The 20,429-nt window shown below is 67.9% G+C and carries 17 protein-coding genes, 2 pseudogenes and 1 riboswitch; of the genes and pseudogenes, 6 read left to right on the forward strand and 13 right to left on the reverse strand.

Annotated elements, in window-relative coordinates; all coding sequences use genetic code 11:
- Nucleotides 1–53 precede the first annotated feature (53 nt).
- Nucleotides 54–554: a MarR family winged helix-turn-helix transcriptional regulator gene (locus tag A5759_RS13905; protein WP_068198637.1), complete on the forward strand. Its 501-nt coding sequence runs from the start codon at nucleotides 54–56 to the stop codon at nucleotides 552–554.
- A 19-nt stretch (nucleotides 555–573) separates the two neighbouring features.
- Nucleotides 574–990, forward strand: a complete 417-nt coding sequence (locus A5759_RS13910; protein WP_068198640.1) for a DUF5313 domain-containing protein — start codon at nucleotides 574–576, stop codon at nucleotides 988–990.
- A gap of 40 nt (nucleotides 991–1,030) precedes the next feature.
- Here the strand turns inward: A5759_RS13910 and metE are convergent, their stop codons facing one another.
- The 9 genes and pseudogenes from metE to A5759_RS13955 form a co-directional block, all read right to left on the reverse strand.
- Nucleotides 1,031–3,298, reverse strand: coding sequence for a 5-methyltetrahydropteroyltriglutamate--homocysteine S-methyltransferase (metE, locus tag A5759_RS13915; protein WP_197506032.1), 2,268 nt, complete (start codon nucleotides 3,296–3,298; stop codon nucleotides 1,031–1,033).
- 122 nt (nucleotides 3,299–3,420) lie between these two features.
- A riboswitch (cobalamin riboswitch) is annotated at nucleotides 3,421–3,630 on the reverse strand.
- A 158-nt stretch (nucleotides 3,631–3,788) separates the two neighbouring features.
- Nucleotides 3,789–5,000, reverse strand: a complete 1,212-nt coding sequence (locus A5759_RS13920; protein WP_068198923.1) for a Dyp-type peroxidase — start codon at nucleotides 4,998–5,000, stop codon at nucleotides 3,789–3,791.
- A complete protein-coding gene (locus A5759_RS13925) occupies nucleotides 4,993–5,514 on the reverse strand; it encodes a copper chaperone PCu(A)C (RefSeq protein ID WP_068198644.1) in 522 nt (173 codons plus the stop codon). The genes A5759_RS13920 and A5759_RS13925 overlap by 8 nt, the downstream gene beginning before the upstream one ends.
- Nucleotides 5,507–6,922 carry a PepSY domain-containing protein gene (locus tag A5759_RS13930; protein WP_068198647.1) on the reverse strand — a complete coding sequence of 472 codons (1,416 nt, stop codon included), beginning with the start codon at nucleotides 6,920–6,922 and terminating at the stop codon, nucleotides 5,507–5,509. Before A5759_RS13930 ends, A5759_RS13925 begins: the two co-directional genes overlap by 8 nt.
- A 118-nt stretch (nucleotides 6,923–7,040) precedes the next feature.
- The gene (locus A5759_RS13935) at nucleotides 7,041–7,589 is read right to left on the reverse strand and encodes a hypothetical protein (protein ID WP_068198926.1); all 549 of its coding nucleotides are present in this window, start codon (nucleotides 7,587–7,589) and stop codon (nucleotides 7,041–7,043) included.
- 30 nt (nucleotides 7,590–7,619) lie between these two features.
- On the reverse strand, nucleotides 7,620–8,495 hold the full coding sequence (locus A5759_RS13940; protein WP_068198650.1) for an NAD(P)-dependent oxidoreductase: 876 nt from the start codon (nucleotides 8,493–8,495) through the stop codon (nucleotides 7,620–7,622).
- A gap of 8 nt (nucleotides 8,496–8,503) precedes the next feature.
- The gene (locus tag A5759_RS13945) at nucleotides 8,504–8,884 is read right to left on the reverse strand and encodes a carboxymuconolactone decarboxylase family protein (RefSeq protein ID WP_068198929.1); all 381 of its coding nucleotides are present in this window, start codon (nucleotides 8,882–8,884) and stop codon (nucleotides 8,504–8,506) included.
- Nucleotides 8,885–9,076: 192 nt separating this feature from the next.
- Nucleotides 9,077–9,817: pseudogene (locus A5759_RS13950) on the reverse strand (cutinase family protein); the annotation flags it as partial.
- 76 nt (nucleotides 9,818–9,893) lie between these two features.
- Nucleotides 9,894–10,928, reverse strand: a complete 1,035-nt coding sequence (locus tag A5759_RS13955; protein ID WP_156616927.1) for an NADP-dependent oxidoreductase — start codon at nucleotides 10,926–10,928, stop codon at nucleotides 9,894–9,896.
- A 69-nt stretch (nucleotides 10,929–10,997) separates the two neighbouring features.
- Between A5759_RS13955 and A5759_RS13960 the strand changes: the two genes are divergently transcribed.
- Nucleotides 10,998–11,972: a TIGR03885 family FMN-dependent LLM class oxidoreductase gene (locus A5759_RS13960; RefSeq protein ID WP_068198659.1), complete on the forward strand. Its 975-nt coding sequence runs from the start codon at nucleotides 10,998–11,000 to the stop codon at nucleotides 11,970–11,972.
- Nucleotides 11,969–13,645 carry an alpha-amylase family protein gene (locus A5759_RS13965; protein ID WP_068198662.1) on the forward strand — a complete coding sequence of 559 codons (1,677 nt, stop codon included), beginning with the start codon at nucleotides 11,969–11,971 and terminating at the stop codon, nucleotides 13,643–13,645. The genes A5759_RS13960 and A5759_RS13965 overlap by 4 nt, the downstream gene beginning before the upstream one ends.
- A 33-nt stretch (nucleotides 13,646–13,678) precedes the next feature.
- On the opposite strand, the pseudogene A5759_RS13970 reads toward A5759_RS13965, so the two are convergent.
- A pseudogene (locus tag A5759_RS13970) lies at nucleotides 13,679–14,602 on the reverse strand (spinster family MFS transporter); the annotation flags it as partial.
- 207 nt (nucleotides 14,603–14,809) lie between these two features.
- Nucleotides 14,810–15,469 carry a M15 family metallopeptidase gene (locus A5759_RS13975; protein WP_068198664.1) on the reverse strand — a complete coding sequence of 220 codons (660 nt, stop codon included), beginning with the start codon at nucleotides 15,467–15,469 and terminating at the stop codon, nucleotides 14,810–14,812.
- Nucleotides 15,470–15,563: 94 nt separating this feature from the next.
- On the opposite strand from A5759_RS13975, the gene A5759_RS13980 reads away from it, so the two are divergent.
- A complete protein-coding gene (locus A5759_RS13980) occupies nucleotides 15,564–16,808 on the forward strand; it encodes a cytochrome P450 (protein ID WP_068198667.1) in 1,245 nt (414 codons plus the stop codon).
- Here the strand turns inward: A5759_RS13980 and A5759_RS13985 are convergent.
- Both A5759_RS13985 and A5759_RS13990 read right to left on the reverse strand, forming a co-directional pair.
- On the reverse strand, nucleotides 16,765–18,228 hold the full coding sequence (locus A5759_RS13985; RefSeq protein ID WP_068198669.1) for a wax ester/triacylglycerol synthase family O-acyltransferase: 1,464 nt from the start codon (nucleotides 18,226–18,228) through the stop codon (nucleotides 16,765–16,767). The genes A5759_RS13980 and A5759_RS13985 overlap by 44 nt on opposite strands.
- A gap of 4 nt (nucleotides 18,229–18,232) precedes the next feature.
- On the reverse strand, nucleotides 18,233–19,105 hold the full coding sequence (locus A5759_RS13990; RefSeq protein WP_231984636.1) for an alpha/beta fold hydrolase: 873 nt from the start codon (nucleotides 19,103–19,105) through the stop codon (nucleotides 18,233–18,235).
- A 132-nt stretch (nucleotides 19,106–19,237) separates the two neighbouring features.
- Here A5759_RS13990 and A5759_RS13995 point away from each other — a divergent pair, with 132 nt between their 5' ends.
- Nucleotides 19,238–20,359 (forward strand): XdhC family protein, encoded by a 1,122-nt coding sequence (locus A5759_RS13995; protein ID WP_064419375.1) that lies wholly within the window; start codon nucleotides 19,238–19,240, stop codon nucleotides 20,357–20,359.
- Nucleotides 20,360–20,429: the final 70 nt, after the last annotated feature.

Consider the following 20,429-nt stretch of genomic DNA (forward strand, 5'->3'; position numbering starts at 1 on the left):
GTGTGACCAGAAGTACATTGCTAGGACCCTAACTATTTGGCCACGATGGAGTTGTGTCCACATCAACTCCGGCCCGGGTCGACCCGCTCGCACTCGAGCAGCAAGTCTGCTTCGCGCTAGCGGTCACGAACCGGGCCGTGCTGGCGATATACCGCCCCCTGCTCGAACCGCTCGGCCTCACCCACCCTCAGTACCTCGTCATGCTGGCGCTGTGGGACCACTACAAGACCTCAGAGGCCGCAGAGCCGCCCACAAAACCGCTGTCGGTGAAGGACATCGCGAGCGCTTTGCAACTCGACTCGGCGACACTGTCCCCGATGCTGAAACGCCTCGAGTCGCTCGGCTTCATCACCAGGGCACGCAGCGCCGTCGACGAGCGGGCCACGGACGTGCGGCTCACCGAGGAAGGTGTGCGGTTACGGCGCCGCGCGCTGGAGATACCGCCTGCGGTCGTCGAGCGCCTGGGTGTGGACCTGGACGAACTCGAAACGCTTCGCAACGTGTTGAACCGTGTGAACACCGCCGCCCTCGCCGCGGGCGCACTCGACAACTGACTACTCTCAAGGAGGATTCGTGGCTGCCGCCCGCCCCAACATCGTTCAATACATCACCTATTCGTATGGACGCCGGCTTCCGGACTCCATGCGCGAATGGGTGGCGCGCGACCTGGCCGGTCCTGGCGCGCTGCGCCGCCACATGATTCGGATGGCGATTCCACCTCTGTTCGTGCTCGCCCCGTTCTGGTTGCTCCCGGCGTCGCTGTACGTACACCTGGAAATGACTGCGCCGCTCTACATCTGGGCGATCCTCATGGCACTCGCGCTCAACAAGATCTGGCGTCGGCACCGTCTGACGCAACACGGCCTGGACCAGAACCTGGTCGACGAGATCAAGCGCAAGAAGGACGCGCGGATGCACGAGGACTACATTCGCCGCTTCGGCCCGCGCCCCGAAGAGGCGCGCTGGCAGCAGAACAGCAGCCCCTTCTAACCACACTGAGTCGTCGGCTGCGCGTGCAGTCGCCCGGTGATCAGTGAGGACGAACCTCGTTCGCCGCGGCGACCAGGTTGCGCAACGAGGCGGTCACCTCGTCGGTCCTGCGCGTCTTCAGACCGCAGTCCGGGTTCACCCAAAGACGCTCGGCGGGAACGGAGTTCAACGCTTCTCGCAGCGCAGAAGCCATCTCGCCGACCGCGGGTACCCGCGGCGAATGGATGTCGTACACGCCGGGGCCGACGCTGTTGGCGAACCCGGCCGCGTTGAGGTCGCCGAGCACCTCCAGGTGCGAACGCGCCGCCTCGATGGACGTCACATCGGCATCGAGATCGGCGATTGCGCCGATCACCTCGCCGAACTCCGAGTAGCACAGGTGCGTGTGGATCTGTGTCGAGTCATCGACACCCGATGTCGACAACCGGAATGCGTCGACCGCCCAGCGCAGATAGGCATCCTTGTCCTTGGAGCGCAGGGGCAGCAGCTCGCGAAGCGCTGGCTCGTCGACCTGGATGATCGCGATACCCGCCGACTGCAGATCGATGGTCTCCTCGCGAATCGCCAGCGCCACTTGGGCCGCCGTCTGCGCTAACGGCTGGTCGTCGCGCACGAACGACCACGCCAGGATCGTCACGGGTCCGGTCAGCATGCCCTTGACCGGCTTGTCGGTCAGTGACTGCGCATAGGTGATCCATTCGACCGTCATCGGGTCGGGTCGGCTGACGTCGCCGTACAGGATCGGCGGGCGAACGCACCGGCTGCCGTAGGACTGCACCCAGCCGTTCTGTGTGGTGAAGAATCCGTCGAGCTGCTCGGCGAAGTACTGCACCATGTCGTTGCGCTCGGGCTCGCCGTGCACCAGCACGTCCAGACCGATCTCCTCCTGCAGCCCGATGACGCCGGCGATTTCGGCCTGCATCCGGCGCCTGTACTCGGCGGCGTCGATCCTGCCCGCGCGCAGGTCCGCTCGGGCCACCCGGATCGCCGATGTCTGCGGGTATGACCCGATGGTCGTCGTCGGCAGGACGGGCAGGTCCAGCCGCGCCTGCTGCGCCGCGCGACGCTGGTCGGCGGGACCGCGTTCGGCACCGGATGCGGTGATGGCTGAGATCCGCGCTCGTACATCGTCGTTGTGCAACCGGGTATCGGCGCGCCGCGACGCGATGGCCGCGTTGGACGCCGCGATCTCACCGTCGATCGCCTCGCGTCCGTCCTTCAAGCCGCGGGCGAGCGCCACGACCTCGGTCACCTTTTCGAAGCCGAACGCCAACCAGCTCCGCAAGGCGCCGTCGATAGAGGGCTCCGCATCGAGCGTGTACGGAACGTGCAGCGTCGAGCACGACGTCGAAGCCGCGACGTGCTGCGCCGACCCCCGCAGTGTTGTCAGGGTGCCGAGAGCCGATTCCAGGTCGGTACGCCAAATGTTGCGGCCGTCGACGACACCGGCGACGAGGAGTTTGTCGGCCAGTTCGGGCACAGCGGCGACCGCGGGCACGCCGCCCGCGACGAGGTCGACACCGATCCCTTCGACCGGCGTTCGCGCGAGCGCGGGCAAGGCATCGGCGAGCTCTCCGAAGTAGGTGGCCACCAAGATCGCCGGCCGCTCGGTCAGCCGCCCGAGCTGCGCGTAGGTGCGCTCGGCGAGTTCGGCTGCGGTGTCGACGAAGTCGGTCACCAGAACGGGTTCGTCGATCTGCACCCACTCGACGCCCTGCCCGGCGAGAAGTGCCAGCAGCTCCCCGTACACCACGGTCAACTCGGCGAGCCGGTCGATCGGCGCGTCGGCTCCGTCCACCGCCTTGCTCAGGGCAAGGAACGTGATCGGTCCGATGACCACAGGACGAGCCGGAATACCCTGGGCCCGAGCTTCTTCGAGTTCACTGAGAATCTTGGTCGGGTTCAGCGCGAAATGCGTGTCCGGACCGAGTTCGGGCACGATGTAGTGGTAGTTGGTGTCGAACCACTTCGTCATCTCCAGCGGGGCGATCTCGTCGTTGCCGCGCGCGGCGGCGAAATAGCGGTCCATTTCATCGGACACGTCCGCGACCCGCGGGGGCAACGCACCCGCCATGGCTGCGGTGTCGAGCATCTGGTCGTAGTAGGAGAACGTGTTCACCGGAACGGAATCCAGTCCCGCGGTGACGAGCGCCTCCCAGGTGTCGCGGCGCAGTTCGGCGGCCACGGACTCGAGTTCGTCGCGTCCGACGGTCCCCGCCCAGTACTTCTCGACGGCTCGTTTGAGTTCACGGTTCGGGCCGATGCGCGGGGAACCGAGGATGGTGGCGTAGAACGGTGTTGCGGTCATGACGACGTCCTCATCGGTACGGCGGATGTTCATCGCCGGAGGTGTCGTGCCGAGCGCGGACACGCCATACGCAACCCGCTTCGGCCACAGCCCATTCCACGAGGCGATAAACCACCGGACGCGGCGCGCCCGGTACATCTGGCAGGTCTTCGGACTCGCAGGCTCGCACATGGTCGTGCACCTAATGGCCGTCGCTTCCCAGCCGGTGGGGCCAGTGCTGTTGACGGCGGTCGTTCCTGCATACCGCTGCGGGACAGTCCCGGATTCTCACCGGAGTTCCCTCTCGCACCGCACCCGGATCGGCGTGCGGCACTCGATGCCGACGGCCCTCCCTCGATTCCGAGATCGGTTCGCCCGCAAACCAGCTGCGCGACCAGCCTACCCCTACCGCCCGGCAAGCCACTCGGTCAGGGATCTTCCTGCCTCCAGCACATGGCGATCGGCGCTGTCCCGTGCGGCGTTGATCGCGTCGAGAATCCTGATCCGAGGCCTAGGACAACAGCGTCTGGCCCAGGTAACCACCCGACTCGACTCCCGGCAGGATCGTGAACGTCGCCGACCCGATGGTGGTGATCCACTCGTTCAGCGCATCGGCCGCAGCGAGCCGCCGCTGCACCGGGGTGAACTGTTCGTCCGGGTCACGTTGGTACGCAGCGAAAATGAGCCCACTGTCGGTGAGACGCCCGGCGGGCGGCGCGTCGTCGTAGTTGTAGGGTCGGCGAAGAAATCGTTCGTCGTCGCTGTGCGGTCGGGCCAGTGCGATATGCGCGTTCGGCGGGATCACCGGTATACCGTCTTCGGCCGCGTCGAAGTCCGGAACGTCGTCCTCCCGGCTCCCGGTCAACGGCGCGCCGCTGTCGAGGCGACGACCGACGCTGAGTTCCTTGCTGGTTCGGTCGAGCTCGTCCCAGGTGTCCATCTCCGCGCGGATGCGGCGCAACACCAGCGTCGTACCCCCGGCGAACCACGGCTGGTCGTCACCGTCGTCCCACACGTGCCGATCGAAACCTGCCTCGTCAACGATGTTGGCGGTGCCGTCGATCTGACCCATCAGATTTCGCATGCTGTGCGCACCCGAGCCCGCTGCTTGCCGGAATCCCGTCTGCCGCCATCGCTGCCGGGTCATGGCGCGCACGTTCTTCAGCAGCACCCGGCTGGTGTGCGCGACGGTGATCGGGTCGTCGGCACAGATCTGCAGCAGGAGGTCACCGCCGCACCACTGCGGTTCGAGGCGGTCGGTGGCGAAGGCCGGCGGATCGGCGACCGCCCGCGGGCGCCGATTCCCGAGCCCGATCCGGTCGAACAGTCCCGGTCCGACTCCGACGGTGACGGTGAGCCTGGCCGGCCGTTGCGCCAGTTCGGGTTCGGTGTCGGCCAGCGCGGGAGTGCCTTGAGTCAATCGTTCGGCGTCCGACGTCCACAGTCTCAGCACGGCTGCCAACGTCTCCCGCGGGCCGCGATGAGGATGCGGTTCGAGGTCGAGTGCGACGAACAACGCATGCGCCTGCGGGGACGTCGCGACACCGGCCTGATGCCGCCCGTGAAACGGTTCGACGGCCCGGTCAACGGCGTCGGCAGCAACAGCGGATTGTGCAATGCCGCTGTGGCTCAGCGTCGCCCCCGCCGCCACCGCGACGGCGCTGCCCGCGAGAAGACGACGCCGGTTGAGGTGTAATCGACCCTCGGCCACGCCGTCAACCATGGTCATGGTGTGCTGCGGATCCGCCCGTGGCCGGCTGGTAATCCTCGTTGGCACCGGCGAAGTCACGCACCTGGGCGGTTACCGGCAGCGTCGACCCGTCCTCGAACTCGACGGTCAACGTCACCTCAGAACCGGGCAGCAGCGGCTGTTTGAGGTCCATCAGCATCAGGTGGTCACCGCCCGGCACCAGGGCGTGTGAGCCTCCGGCCGGGATCACCAGGCCCCCGTCTTTGGGGCGCATCGTCCTGGCGCCCCCATCGGCCGCCACTTCGTGCACCTCGACCCGCCCGGCCGCATCCGAGCGCCCCGAGACGATGCGCGCGTCGTGGTGTCCGGCGTTGGCGAGTATGCCGAACACCGCGGCCATACCGGTCTCGGCCGCGCTGGCCCACTGGTCGGCGAGCGTTACCTCCGAAGACATCGGCCCTTCGTCGTGTTGGCCGTGTGCCGTGCAAGCCGCCACGACAGTCGCAGTGATGAGAAGTACCAGTGCGTGATAGATCCTGTTAGACATCGACGTTCGCCTCCTGCTCGGTGCCCCGCTTCTTGACCGCTGCGACGATGAGGTCGACGACCACGAATGCGGCGAGGCTGAGACCGAACAACGGCAACGCCCAACCCACCGCTAGTGCACCAACGACGAGCAACGCGATCACCCCCGGGTGCAGACCGCGCAGGACGCCTCGCAGCGGCGGACGACCGGCCGCCCACGTCGAACCCTTTGTCGGCCTGCGTTGCCACCACATGAGGTAACCGCGAACGACGATCGTGATCAGCCCGATCGCGGTGAGCGCCAACACGATCTGGTTCACGACCCCGAACAACACACCCATGTGCGCGTCGATCGCCCAGTTGGTGAGCTTGGCCAGAAACGGCCACTCGGCCTGATTGACCCGGTCGATGATCGCTCCGGTATCGGGATCCACCGAGACCGCGTCGTACCGAGTGGGCCAGTCGCGCTTGTTCTCCGCGACTTCCCAACCCTGGCCGTCGGCGCTCGGAGGGTACATCCACATCGGGCCGGACAGTCCCGCGGCGCGGGCCGCGCTCAACGCGGTGTCCGCACCGTGTAGCGCGGCGTCACCGCTGCCGACGACGGCCCCCCCGTGGTGCTGCCCATGACCCGCGTCGGTGTCGGCCGACTGCATGAGCGCGGTGTCCACCAACGGCGCTGTGGTGTTCAGCCTTTCCTGCAGAAGATTGACCGTCTCACCGCCGTAGCGCGACCAGGTGATGCCGGTGACCGACAGCCCGAGCAGCGCAACGATGATCCAAACTCCTACCGCGCCATGCCAGGACAGGGTGCGGCGACGGTCCGGCTTGTCGCGGTCGGGAAGCGCGATGCGACGCAGCTTCTTGGTGTCGCGGCGATGCAGGTACCACAGCGACAGACCCGCGAGCGCGATCACCCACAGCCAGCTCGCCGCAAGCTCGCTGTAGTTGCGGCCCACGGCACCGAGATGCAGGTTGCGGTGCAACTCGTCGAACCACGCGCGCACCGGCAGCCACTGACCGTAGGTGGTCAGCGCGCCACGGATCTCACCGCTGTACGGGTCGACGAACACCGTTCTCGCATAGTCGGGCGGAACGTCGTCGACCGCGAGTACGACCCGCGTGGTGTCATCGGCCGCGACGGGCGGGCCGATCTGCTCCACCATCCCTTCGGGGTATGCGGCACGCACGGCGCGCAGCTGTTCGGCCAGCGGGAGTCGGTGCTCCCCGATGCTGTCGACGGTGACCTTCTCGCGGTAGACCGCGTCGTCGATCTGGGGAATCACCGCGTACAACAAGCCGGTGACAGCGGCGATCAGAATGAACGGACCGACGAAAACGCCGGCATAGAAATGCAATCGCAGTAACAGAGGACGCACGCCGCGCTGACGCTGACGCGCGGGCGTGCCGAGAGTGGGGGTCGTTGTCATGAATGGCGGACCTTTAGCCGGCGGCCCGGCGGGCACTCGTCGAGCCGGAAATTGAGGTGGGTGAGTTACGTCGAAAGCCGCGACGCCTGTCGCGGTTCGATCTCGGTGCGCGGCGGGGCTAAGCCGCCGTTGCCAACCTCAGTGGCGGAGCGCGCATGCCGAGCCCGCAACTCAACAGGACGGATTCGGCGACAACGGTTTTAACGACACGGTGTACCCGCCGCGCGCGCGGGCGCAGTCCGGACGTGGCGAAGATTCGCAGCCACTGCAGCACCGATACGCAGACGACGTAGAGGTATTCGACAGCCGCGATCGCTGTTCCCAGGATGACGGCGGCCCCGATATGGGCCGCGGTCATCGCGGGCGTCAGGCCCAGGGCGGCGGCCGAGTGCACGTGCCCACCGGCGATGACGAAGGACAAGTGGCCGAGGAGTTGCGCGAGGCTCAGGACGCCGACGGCGCCGAGCAATCGCCCGTGACGACCGTCGAGCGCGGGTCGGGCGACCACGGCGCCCACGGTGGCGCAGACGAGCATCGCGACGATCAGCGCCGATCCCGCGGGGAGCTGACCGCCGGCGAACGTATGCGCGGTCGCGGTCAAGACGGCAGAACACGATCCGACCAGACCCCCGCGCAGCCAACGTGCGCGCGACTTCGGCGTGTTCACCTGCATTACTCTACCGTCGGCGCCACCGGGTCACCCCTCGACCACGACCCCCGCGGCGGCTTCGATGGGTTTCACCACCGCGGTGAAGTCCGATTCGGCTCCCTCGCTGGCCATCGTCGCCTCCCAGACCTGGCCCACGGCGTCGGCGAGTTCGGTCGGCAGGCCCAGCGCCCTGGCCTCGTCGAGGTAGAGCCGGACGTCCTTGACCATCAACCCCGTCGCGAAGCCGTAGTCGAATGTGCGGGGCAGCACCGCCCGCGGGAACTTGTCCCGACTGGCGTGAGTGCCACCGGAACCGGCGTTGAGGACGTCGATCATCACCTGGGCGTCGAGTCCGGCCTTCACACCGGCCACCATCGCCTCGGCGGTGACAGCCAGTGTCGTCGCGGCGATGACGTTGTTGATGAGCTTCATCGTCTGCGCAGCGCCGGGCTTCTCACCGACGAACGTCGCCCGCCCGAGTGTTTCGAACAGCGGTGCGCACGTCTGGTAGTGAGCTCGCGGCCCCGACACCATGATGGCCAGGGTGCCCGCCTCGGCCCCGTGCACACCGCCGCTCACGGGACTGTCGAGCGCCGCGATCCCGCGCTCGGCCAACAGCGCGTTGTTGCGCTGCGCGGCTTGGCCTCCCACCGTCGACAGGTCGACGAAACGCTCGACGACGGTCCCGCAGGCGATCTCGGCGGCGACGGACTCAGACGCCTGCGGGCTCGGCAGGCTCGCCAGTATCGTCGGCGCGCGGTCGGCGACCTCGCGCGCCGAGGCCGCCCGCTCGGCACCGGCTTCAACCGCCCTGTCGACCACCTCGGGGCGGGCGTCGCAGACGACCACCCGATGCCCGGCCGCCCGCAGGCGGTCCGCCATCGGGAAGCCCATGTTGCCGAGTCCGACGAATCCGATGTCCATGCCGCGCCCTACCGCTGTTCGGCGTCGTCGAAGGCGGCGCACGCGGTGCGGAAGGCCTCCACCGCGGCGGGCACACCTGCGTACACCGCGACCTGCATGAAGATCTCGCGGATCTCTTCGGGGGTTACGCCGTTGGTCAGGGCGCCTCGGACGTGGGTGCGAAGCTCGTTGGGGCGGTTCAACGCCGCGAGCATCGCAAGGTTGAGCATGCTGCGCGTCTTGTGGGACAGGCCGTCGCGTCCCCAAACCGCTCCCCAGCAGTACTCGGTCACCAAATCCTGGAACGGCCCGGTGAAATCGTCGGCACTGTCTGCCGCCTTCTGCACATAGGCCTCACCGAGCACCGCCGTGCGGATCTCGCGGCCCTTGTCGTACACGTCTTGGTCCACCACTCGAGAGTGGCAGACCGCGACGAGCAGTGCTCAGCCGGCAGGTGCGGGGGCCGGGGGCGGCGCTGCGGGCGCGGTTGCGGGTGCCGCGAACGGCGCGGGGGCCGGAGGCGGCGGTGGTGGTGCGGGCGCGGCCAACGGCGCCGGAGCCGGCGCTGGGGCCGGAGGCGGCGGGGGTGCCGGAGCCGGCTCGAGACGCGCCACCGCGTAGGCCGCACCCTCGGCGGCCATCCCGTTCACGATGTAGGAGTTGTGCGCGAAGCTTGGAAGACCGATGGGAGCGCCGTTGCAGATCGTGTCGCCCTCGGCGCACAGATCCAACGTCTTGTCCTGATACGACGGTCCGATGACGATCGCGGGCGCGCCGGCATCGGTCAGGAACTGATCCGAGGGCCTGCCGAACAGCACGACAGCGGCAACGTGGTCGCCGACTTCCTCGGACATCGGCTCGGGGATGAACTCGCGGTACTCGGCGGGGATCTCCTCGGGGATCTCGGCGGAAGTCACGTATCCGGCGACCGCAGCGCCTTGTGAGAATCCGCCGAGCACGATGTCGGTATCGGGGCATGCCGCCGCCGTCGACTCGACTTTCTGTCCCGCATCGCGGATCCCGTCGACGACCGTGCGTGCGAACTGGATGCGGTTGCCGAAGTCGCCGCTGGCCACGTAGTTAACCGGGTAGACGTCGATCGATCGTGGGCCGGCCTGGGCGCGCAGCTGGTCGACGAACGCCTGCCCGACCCCGCCGACACCAATCGGCTCGCCGGTCCCGCGCGCGAACACCACCTGCACATCCGGACAAGCGGGCGGCGGGGCAGGCGCAGGGGGCGGAGGCGGGGGAGGTTGGGCCGCCGCAAGGGGAATCGATCCGCCGAGCAGCGCCGCGAACGGCACCACCAGACTCAGCATCCGAGCGATTCGTCGAGCGCCCATGCCACCACTCCTCAGTGTGTGTCCACCAATTGCGACGTTCGTCATACCCGCTTTGATTCGCGACCAACCAACCGTTTCACGAGGCAAGTTTCCCGCTTCCCGGCTCGCTGATCTTGACCAACATCTTGCCGATGTTGGCACCGGTGAACAAGCCATTCATGGCGTCGACGCAGGATTCGATGCCCTCGAAGATCGTCTGGCGGTGCACCAGTCGTCCCTCGTCCGCCCAGCGGCGCAGGGGCCCGAAAGCCTCGTCGAACCGCCCCCATTCGTCGAGCGCGTTGAATCCCTGCATCAGCGCGGTCTTCGACAACAGGTTGACGTAGTTGGCCGGGCCGGGATGTTCACCGGTCAGGTAGCTCGAGATGACACCGCACAACACCACCCGCGCCTTGTGCGCCAGGCGGCCGAGCACCGCGTCGAGGATCGGCCCGCCGACATTGTCGAAGTACACGTCGACGCCCTTGGGGCAGTGCTCCTTCAGCGCCGCGGGCAGGTTGGCCTCGCGGTAGTCGATGCACGCGTCGAACCCGAAATCCTCCACGACCGCACGGCACTTGTCCGGTCCGCCGGCGATGCCGACCACCCGGGCCCCGGCGATCATGGCGATCTGGCCCGCAACCGATCCGGTGGCACCCGCGGCCGCCGACACCACCACGGTCTCCCCCGGCTGTGGCTTGCCGATCCCGACCATTCCGAAATAGGCCGTCGCGCCGGTCGGCCCGTACACCGACATCACCGCAAGTTGGTCGACGTCGGGACCGGGCACCGGCGTGGTGAAGATGTCGTCGCGGCTGATCACGTATTCCTGAAAACCCGTCAGCGTCGTCACCACATCGCCGACGGCGTACGCATCGCATCGGGACGCCACGACCTCACCGATGCCTGCCGCGCGGATGACCTCCCCGAGCTGCACAGGAGGCAGATAGCCGGGCTGGTCGTTCAGCCAGGTGCGGGCGGCGGCGTCGATGCCGACGTAGGTCGTGCGCACCAACGCCTCACCGTCGGCTGGCTCGGGCGCAGGCGCGGTGATCAACTCGGTGTCGGCGGGCTGGACCAGCCCGACGGGCCTGCGGCGCAACACGATCTGGCGGTTCATCAGCTCGGCCACGAAGGCGAACCTACCGTCCATCGGCTGACGTTCACGTAAGAGCGGCGAAGAACGGGTACGCGGTGACCCATGACGGTCATCGGTTTCCACTGCTCGCACGAGCAGATCAGTCCGGCGCAATTGCTGTGCGACGTCCAGCGCGCCGAACAGGCGGGTTTCACCGCAGCCATGTCATCGGACCACTTCAGCCCCTGGAGTGAGCGACAAGGCGAGTCCGGTTTCGCGTGGGCCTTCCTCGGCGCGGCACTGGCCACCACGCAGCTGCCGTTCGGAGTGGTCAACGCGCCCGGGCAGCGGTACCACCCCGCGATCGTCGCCCAGGCCATCGCGACGCTCGCGCAGATGTTCCCGGGCCGGATCTGGGCGGCGCTCGGCTCGGGTGAGGCCTCAAACGAGCGGATCACCGGCGACGAATGGCCGCGCAAAGAGGTGCGCGACCAGCGCCTCGTCGAGTGCGTCGACGTGATCAGACGGTTGCTGGGCGGTGACGAGGTCAGCCACCAAGGGCTGGTCCAGGTCAATCGCGCGCGGCTGTGGACCCGACCCGACAAGATCCCCGATCTCGTCGGCCCAGCCGTCACGCCGGAAACCGCCGCCCGACATGCCTCCTGGGCCGACGGGCTCGTCACCGTGAACCAGTCGAGGGAAGCGCTGGAGAAGGTCCTTCGGGCCTACCGTGACGCCGGCGGCCGCGGGCCCACGCGGTTGCAGATTCACCTCAGCTGGGCCCCGTCGGAGGACGAGGCGCTCGCGATCGCCCACGACCAGTGGCGCAGCAACGTGTTCGATCCCCCGGTCTGCTGGGACACCGAGACGGTCGAGGCGTTCGACGTCATGGGCGAGGAGGTCACCCCCGAGCAGATGCACCAATCGGTCCGTATCTCAAGCGATCTGGGCAAGCATGTCGAGTGGCTGCAGCAGGATCTTGAGCAGGGCTGGGACGAGTTGTACCTGCACTTCGTCGGACAACAGCAGACCGGCTTCATCGACGCGTTCGGCGAACACGTGCTGCCCCGGCTCAATCCGACGGCGGTCTCCGCGTGAGGAAGATCGAGACCGGCGACCTGTGGTGGAAGAACGCGGTCTTCTACTGCGCCGACGTCGAGACCTTCTACGACTGGGACGGCGACGGCTGCGGCGACATCCGCGGGATGACCGAGCGCATCGAGTACCTCGCCGACCTGGGTGTGACGTGTCTGTGGCTCATGCCCTTCTACCCCACCGGCCGGGTCGACGACGGCTACGACATCGTCGACTTCTTCGGTGTCGACCCGCGACTGGGAACGCACGGTGACTTCGTCGAACTCGTGCGCACCGCCAAGTCCTGCGGGATCCGGGTGATCGTCGACTTCGTCATGAACCACACCTCGGACCGCCACCCGTGGTTCAAGTCCGCCTGCCGCAGCACCGACGACCCGTATCGCGACTACTACGTGTGGAGCGCGACGAAACCCAAGTCGAGCAAGAAGGACGTCGTGTTCCCCGACAAGGAGGACAGCCTCTGGGAGCGCGACCCGAAAACCGACGAGTGGTACCTGCACCACTTCCTCAAACACCAGCCGGACCTGAACATCGCCAATCCGGTTGTGCAGGAGGAGATCTCGCGGGTGCTCGGCTTCTGGCTCGAGCTGGGGGTATCCGGTTTCCGGGTCGACGCCGTCCCGTTCCTCTTCGCCCGCGACGGCGCACCCGGCGATCCCGGGGTCTTCGACCCGTACGAGTACCTCGGCGACGTGCGCAACTTCGTCACCCGACGGGTCGGCGACGCGGTGCTGCTCGGCGAGGTGAACGTCGGCTATCCGGACCAGAAGTCGTTCTTCGGCGGCCCCGACGGAGACGGGCTCAACATGCAGTTCGACTTCATCGGCATGCAGAACGTCTACCTGTCCATGGCGCGCGGCGACGCCCGACCCATCGCCGAGGCACTGATGCAACGACCGCCGCTCGACATCACAAGCCAGTGGGCCAACTTCGTGCGCAACCACGATGAGCTGACCCTCGACAAACTGAGCGACGACGAGCGCCAGGAGATTTTCGACGCCTTCGGGCCCGACCCGGACATGCAGCTCTACGGCCGCGGCCTGCGCAGGCGGCTACCGGCCATGCTCGGCGGCGATGAGCGGCGGATGCGGATGGTCTACTCGCTGATGTTCTCGATGCCCGGCACCCCGGTCCTGTTCTACGGAGAGGAGATCGGCATGGCCGAGAACCTCGACGTCGAGGGACGCTTCGCGGTGCGCACCCCGATGCAGTGGACCAGCGGTGTCAACGGTGGCTTCTCCAAGGCTGCCAAGCGCAAGCTGCCCCGGCCCCAGCCCGACGGCATGTTCGGTCCCGATCGGGTCAACGCCGCCGACCAGCGCCACGACCACCAGTCGTTCTGGTGGTTCATGCGCAATCTGATCTACACGTACCGGTCGCAGCCGGAGATCGGATGGTCAACGCCCGAGATCCTGGACCAACCGAATCCCGCCGTGCTGGCCCACGTCTGTCGCGAGAAGTCGGGATGGGCGATGGTCGCGCTGCACAATTTCGGCGCCGAAGGCTGCCTCGTGCCGATCCGACTCGACGACGCGCCGGGCTGCAAGCTGGTCGACCTGCTCGACGATCTCACCGAACACGAGCTTGACGACAAAGGCCGCATCGAGATCGGCCTGGAACCCTACGGCTACCGGTGGCTGCGGCTAGTGCGCCCCGACGACCCGCCGATCATCTGAGTCGACGATCTCGCGGACGAACCTCCGACTCGCCAGGAGGTAACAGACGATCGCGGCCACCAGCCACAGCAGCCACCGCGGATCGGAGGCCGACAACCGGTCGGCGACCCGGCCGACGACCAGAAGGCCGAGGATGCCCGTGAGCCCGCTAGCGATGCCGTAGTGCACCCCGACCTCGCCCAACTCCATACCGCGGGTGCGGACCAGATACGCGGGAGCGAACGCCGTCAACGAGTAACCAGCCACCGAGATGCACGACGCTCCCACGACGACGCCCACGAAGCTGCCTTTGCGCAGCAGATCCCAGGCCTTGGCGGGGACATCGATGTCGTCGACTCCCGTCGTGGCGGGCATCGACTGCCTGCGCCCGAGCGCGATGAGGACCAGCGGCGCGAACGCCACGCTGATCGCACCCATGACCACGAACGCCATCCGCCAGCCCAAGGTTTGCGCCAGGAGACCGCCGCCGATCAGGCTGGCCGCGCTGGCGAGCGGAATCGCGAGCGTGATCACCGCCAGCGGTGCGGCACGACGCTGCGGCGCGAAGTTGCGCGCCACATACGCGTGTGCGGCCGGTGTGCTGCCGGCCTCCCCGATCGCCACGCCCACGCGGGTGAGCGCCAGTTGGAAGCCTGACTGCACCGCACCGCCCAGCATCGTCATCGCGCCCCACAACGTCAGGCACGTCGACACCACCAGCCCGAACGCACCGCGGTCGGCGATCCGGGCGATCAGCAGGCCGAGCACGGCGTACACGGCCAGGAAGCCGAACCCGTTGATTACGCCGAGCGCGGTATCGGACAGCTCCAGTTCCGCCCGGATCGGTTCGGCGAGGACCGCGGGCAGGAACCGGTCCGCGTAGTTCAGCGTCCCGACGAGCGCGAGCAACGCGACCGCAGCCCAGGCTCGCCGCGTGCTGTGGGTGCCGCTGGCCTGGGCGAGCTCTGCAGTAGCCATGTCGTGGGCAGCTTCCCAGACTTCGTCTCAACTACGGGATTAATTGGATTGCAAGAGGGTAAATAACCGGCATGCCCGAAGCCGATGAACTTACCGCGGTCGCGATCTGCGGCGGATGTGGTTACCCGACACTCGGGCCGAACCTGTGCTCGTACTGCCAAGCCATGACCGCCGATCCGGCCGCCGCCTAACGTACCTGGCCAGCAGCTAGCTCACGGGGACGTCGAGTATCGGGCGCTGCCGGTCCGCACCCGGCGCGTCGAAATGCCACCACTCGCCGGTGTACACGGTGAGCCCGCCCGCGGCCATCGCGTCGCGCAATCGCTTGCGGTTGGCCTGTGCCGCCGCGCTGACCCCGTCGGTGGCATACGCGTTGGCGCGCGCGGTGAACTCGTCGAAACCGGTGCCCATGTCGACGAGGGTGCCGTCACGGGCCAAGGTCACATCGACCGACAACGCCGCTTCATGGCTGCTCGCATAGGGCCCCGGCCGGGCCACCCATCCGGGATCGGAGACCGCCTCGAACATCCGCACCTGAACGTCGTGCGGCCGATAGCAATCCCAGAACACCAGCACCTCGCCGCCGGGGCGCAACACGTCGGCGGCCGCGGCCAAGCCGGGCGCCATCGACTCGTCGACGAGGCAGCGCGCATTGGCGGGATACAGCTGCTCGCCGACGAAGTTGTCCGCCGTCGCGTACCGCAGGTCGATCACCGCGTCGGGCACGACAGTGCGGACATCGACGAGCCCGGCCGCCCGCGCCGCATCGGACACCGGGGGCACGGGCGCATCCGGTGTCGCCGACGCCACGCCTGCCGGCCACGCGAGGACGACGGCCAACGCCGGACCCGCCCAGGCACTACGCATATCGCCTCACTTCCGGACTGGAGTAGTCGCCTACGCTAGTCCGCTTCCCCGGCGCGGCCGAGCATCGAAGTGTCGTCACGCCGAGGAGGTCACCATGAGCGTCACCGTCAACGTGGACACGAACCGGCCAAGCCCGACGGTCTTCGAGGCCGACCTGCCGACCCTCTCGTATGAGGACGCGACCGACGCATACGAAGCACACCGGCGGATCACCGTGGCCCGCAACGCGGGACCGGTCGCGATGGGCGCTCACGGGCCCGAGTTGTTGAGCTACGAGACGGTCCGGGCGGCCCTGCGCGACCACCGCATGTGCGTGCCGCCGGGACTCGGTCTGGAGGCCCAGGGCATCACCTCCGGCCCGCTGTGGGATCGCGCCGTCACGACGCTCCTCAGCGTCAACGGTGAAACCCACTCGCGGCTTCGGCGCCTGGTCTGCAAGGCGTTCACGCCGCGCTCGGTGGGACGGCTGGAGACGACGATCACCACAGTCATCACGGATCTGGTGGATCCGCTGGTGGCGTCGGGACGGTGCGAGGTCGTGGAGGACATCGCACGTCCGTATCCGGTTCCGGTCATCGCCGAGCTGCTCGGTGCCCCGCGCGAGGATTGGAAGTTGTTCTCCGAGTGGGCCGATGACTTCTTCAAGCTTTTCGAATGGAACGCGGCCGAACACGCGCCGCTGATCCTGCAGGCGTGGGCCGAACTCGACGACTACATCGACGGGATGGTCGCGGAGCGCCGCACGACGCTCACCGACGACCTGATCTCGGAGTTGATCCGCGCCGAGGATGACGGGGACCGGTTGAGCATCGAGGAACTGCGCATGCTCGCGGCGGGAATCCTGATGGCGGGCACCGACACCACCCGCAACCAGCTCGCGGCCGCGGTGGACGTGCTGTGCGACCACCCCGATCAGTGGGAGCTGCTGGCCGAGCACCCCGAGCTCGCGATGAACGCCGTCGAGGAACTGATGCGGTTCTACCCGGTGGTGTTCGGCGCGATGCGGATGACGGTCGAGGACGTCACCTACGGCGGCGTGACCATCCCGGCGGGCACCTTCGTGCTGATCAACACGGCAAGTGCGAACCGCGATCCGGCCGTGTACGACGACGCCGACCGTCTGGACATCACCCGGCAGGGTGCCGCGCCGATGCAGACCTTCGGCGCGGGCGCGCACTACTGCCTCGGCGCGAACCTGGCCCGTCGTGAACTGGCCGAGGCGCTGGTCGTGATGAGCAGCCGCGTGCGCGATCTGCGCCGCGCAGGCCCCGCGATGTGGAAGCCGCTGGTCGGCATCACCGGCCCTGCGACGCTTCCGATCGAGTTCGACCCACGCTGACCTGCGGCAGAGCTCCGGCCATCTCGGTGGTGGTCTGGCCAAGGCCGGCGGCCGCGCGGAGTTCGGCGAAGGCGGCGATGAACGCGTCCGTCGCGGTGTGGACGTCGTCGAACGCCAGGTCGTCGCAGAGCACCGAGACGTTGAGCTGGTCGACGTAGCTCCACACCGTCATGTTCATGGCCGAACCGGCGGCCAGTGGACCGACCGAGTAGATCTCGGTGACGACGGCTCCGGCGATCCGGCCGCGCTCGCGGGGCCCGGGCACGTTCGACACGATCAGGTTGAACAACTGGTTGGGCGCCTCGCGTCGCGACATCCATCGGAAGGTGGCGCGCGCCGCCGCGGGCGGTACGTACCGCAGCCCCTTGCCCACGGTGGCGGGGCCCAGCGACTCGTTGTCCTCCTTGGCCATCCGCGTGGCCGTGCGGATCAGGCGCAGCCTTTCCAACGGGTCGGCGATCTGCACCGGCAAAGACACCAGCATGGTGCTCAACTCGTTGCCGGTGATGCGGTCCGGTGAGGTGTCGGTCGCGGCGGGAACCGAGGCGATCAGCGCGTCGTCGGCGCTCCCGTCACGCTCGATGAGCAACGTGCGCAGTCCGCCGGCGGCGATCGCGAGGACCACGTCGTTGACGGTCGCCTCGAGATGTTTGCTCGTCGCTCTGACCTCATCGAGTGAGAGCGTGGCGGTCGCGAACGCGCGCCCGGCCGAGAGCTTGCGGTTGAGGAAGGTGGGGGGCGGTTTGAACCGTTCGGCGAGTTCGGGATGGTGACGGCGCGCACGCGCTCGCCGCTGCAGGCGGTAGGCGCCGACGACAACCTCTTTGAGAACGCCGGGCAGGCCCGCGAGTTGGCGGAGGTGATCCCGTACCGCGAACGCGAGCAGAGCGGCTGCCGACAGTGATTCGGCGTCGCCTCCCGAACGGGAACCACCCGCGCCGGTGCCCGGCCATTCCATCGCACGGGCCATCAGGTTCGCCGACGCGACGCCGTCGGCCAACGCGTGGTGCACCTTGCCGATCACCGCAACGCGGTTCTCGGCGAGACCTTCGGCGTAGTACAGCTCCCACAGCGGCCGGCTGCGATCCAGGGGCGTGCTCGCGATCTGACCGATCAGCGCGTCGAGTCCCGCGCGCCCGTACGGGTCAGGAACGGCTACTTTGCGGACGTGGTAGCCGAAGTCGATGTCGGCGCCTTGCCGCCACACCGGCCGATGCAGGTGCAGTGGAACGTCGACGAGTTCGTACCGGAAGGGATCGAGGTCAGGCAGGCGCTCGCGGAACGTCTCGAGAAATGCGTCGAAGGTCGGCTCGCCCTCGAACTGCGAAGTGTCGACCACCGCGATCTTGAGCGTGTGCTGGTGCACGTTCGGCGTCTCGCTGGACAGCAGCAGCGAGTCCCAGCCGCTGAGGCGCTTCACGTCGCTAGCCTTCGGCGGTCCTGTACCGCCCGATCGGCGGGAGGCGTCTGCTGACCGACTCGGTCGCCGTCACGAGCGCCTCGACGAATTTGTCGGAGGCGAACGTGCATCCGGCGTGACCGGCGGCGACGTCGACGGTTTCGGCGTCGGGTATCCGGCTCGCCAGCCATCGCTGCCGTTGCACCCCGAAGGCCCGGTCGCGCGTCGTCACGACCACCGCCGTGGGGACGTCGACCTCGTGGATCCATGTCGTCGAATCGAAGCGGATGACTTCGGCCAGGGCCCGGGTGATCGCGCCGGGCGAGGTACTACGCACCTGGTTGAGCAGCCACTGGTGGTTCTGCAACGCGCCGGGGCCCACCATCGCAGCGGGTGAGAGTCGCCTCGCGGGCGGGCTCAGCGATTCGAGCAGCGCGGCGAACACGCCCGTTGCGATCCGCTCGTAGCTGGCCCGGTTGACCGCCGCTGCCGCGGCGCACAACACCAACCCGTCGACGCGTGCCGGGTGGCGCTTCCAGACCAGTTGGGCCACAAGCGAACCCATCGAATACCCGACCGGCACGAACGTCGGGATGCCCAGGGCATCGGCCAGAGCGGCGACATCGTCGGCGCAGTCCTCGAGCAGAAACCGGTGCGCCGTGATGCCTTGACCATGACCGCGCTGGTCGAACACGACCACGCGACCGAATTCCTGCAGTGCATCCAGCGCGGGATACCACGTCATGACACCCGTGCATGCGACCGAGTGCAGCAACATGAAAACGGGGCCGTCGCGCGGCCCCGAGTCGACGACGTACGTCGTACCGCGGCCGGGGAGCTCCACCATCCGGCCTTCAGGGACGTCGGCAGCCGAGGCCAACGCGGGTAACGACGGCAACCGCGGAATGGACAGTGGTATGGGCAGATTCCAGGCGATGCTCCAACGATAGAGCGAACATTTCGTGCCGTCTGGCGTTCGCGCCCCTTCCCGCTGAGCACTTGCACAGCGTCTCGGGCTTAGACTGCGAGCGTGCGCGAGGTGCTCGAGGAGTTGCTGACCGTGTGGCGGTCCGGCGGCGCCGCCGGTGTGGCCACCGTCGTGCGCACGATCCGCTCGGCGCCGCGACAACCCGGGGCGACCATGGTGGTCAGCCCCGACGGTTCGGTCGCCGGTTCGGTGTCCGGTGGCTGCGTCGAGGCCGCCGTCTACGAACTGGTCAACGAGGTCGTCGCCTCGGGGCGCCCCGAGCTGCAGCGCTACGGAATCAGCGACGACGACGCATTCGCGGTGGGGCTGACGTGCGGCGGCATCATCGACATCTTCGCCGAGGCGGTGTCACGCGACAGCTTCCCGCAGTTGCAGGCGGTCGCCGACGACATCGCCGCACACCGCCCCACCGCGGTGGCCACCGTCATCGCGCACCCCGACGCCGACCGGATCGGGCGCCGCCTGGTGATCGGCACGGATTCGGTCGACGGATCGCTGGGTTCGGCGCGCGTCGACGCCGCCGTCACGGACGACGCGCGCGGGTTGCTCGCCGTCGGTCGCACGGGCGTGTTGTCGTACGGCCCCGACGGCCAGCGCCAGGAGACGGGCATGGAGGTGTTCGTCGCCAGCCACGCGCCGCCGCCGCGGATGCTGATCTTCGGGGCGATCGACTTCGCAGCCGCGCTCGCCCAGCAGGGCGCCCTGCTCGGATATCGCGTCACCGTGTGCGACGCCCGTCCCGTGTTCGCCACACCGGCCCGCTTTCCCGGCGCCGATGAGGTCGTGGTGATGTGGCCCGACCGCTACCTCGCAGAGCAGGCGGAGCAGGGTGCCATCGACGCCCGCACCGCGATCTGCGTACTCACCCACGATCCGAAGTTCGACGTCCCCGTGCTCCAGGTCGCACTCGGCCTCCCCGAGGTCGGTTACATCGGCGTGATGGGATCGCGCCGCACGCACGACGACCGGTTGCGCCGGTTGCGCGAGTGCGGCATCACCGACGCCGACCTGACCCGGTTGGCCAGCCCGATCGGCCTGGACCTCGGCGCGCGCACACCCGAGGAGACCGCGGTGTCGATCGCGGCCGAAATCATCGCCCGCAGGTGGGGCGGCGGCGGCCGTCCGCTGAGCGATACGGCAGGACGCATCCACCATGAGGGATGAGACAACGCCTATGGAAATGTCGTTCTCGAATGCGATAACGTCACTCTTTACACGGCGAGGAGAAGGGTGA

This window comes from Mycobacterium sp. 852014-52144_SCH5372336 (genome assembly GCF_001665615.1).
GTDB classification, from domain to species: domain Bacteria; phylum Actinomycetota; class Actinomycetes; order Mycobacteriales; family Mycobacteriaceae; genus Mycobacterium; species Mycobacterium neumannii_A.

Bases quoted from the DNA above. Each gene is read 5' to 3' on its own strand.
- A5759_RS13960 (WP_068198659.1), top strand. From the start codon at position 10,998: ATGACGGTCATCGGTTTCCACTGCTCGCACGAGCAGATCAGTCCGGCG.
- A5759_RS13980 (WP_068198667.1), top strand. From the start codon at position 15,564: ATGAGCGTCACCGTCAACGTGGACACGAACCGGCCAAGCCCGACGGTC.
- A5759_RS13940 (WP_068198650.1), bottom strand. From the start codon at position 8,495: ATGGACATCGGATTCGTCGGACTCGGCAACATGGGCTTCCCGATGGCG.
- A5759_RS13975 (WP_068198664.1), bottom strand. From the start codon at position 15,469: ATGCGTAGTGCCTGGGCGGGTCCGGCGTTGGCCGTCGTCCTCGCGTGG.
- metE (WP_197506032.1), bottom strand. From the start codon at position 3,298: ATGACCGCAACACCGTTCTACGCCACCATCCTCGGTTCCCCGCGCATC.
- A5759_RS13925 (WP_068198644.1), bottom strand. From the start codon at position 5,514: ATGTCTAACAGGATCTATCACGCACTGGTACTTCTCATCACTGCGACT.
- A5759_RS13920 (WP_068198923.1), bottom strand. From the start codon at position 5,000: ATGGTTGACGGCGTGGCCGAGGGTCGATTACACCTCAACCGGCGTCGT.
- A5759_RS13930 (WP_068198647.1), bottom strand. From the start codon at position 6,922: ATGACAACGACCCCCACTCTCGGCACGCCCGCGCGTCAGCGTCAGCGC.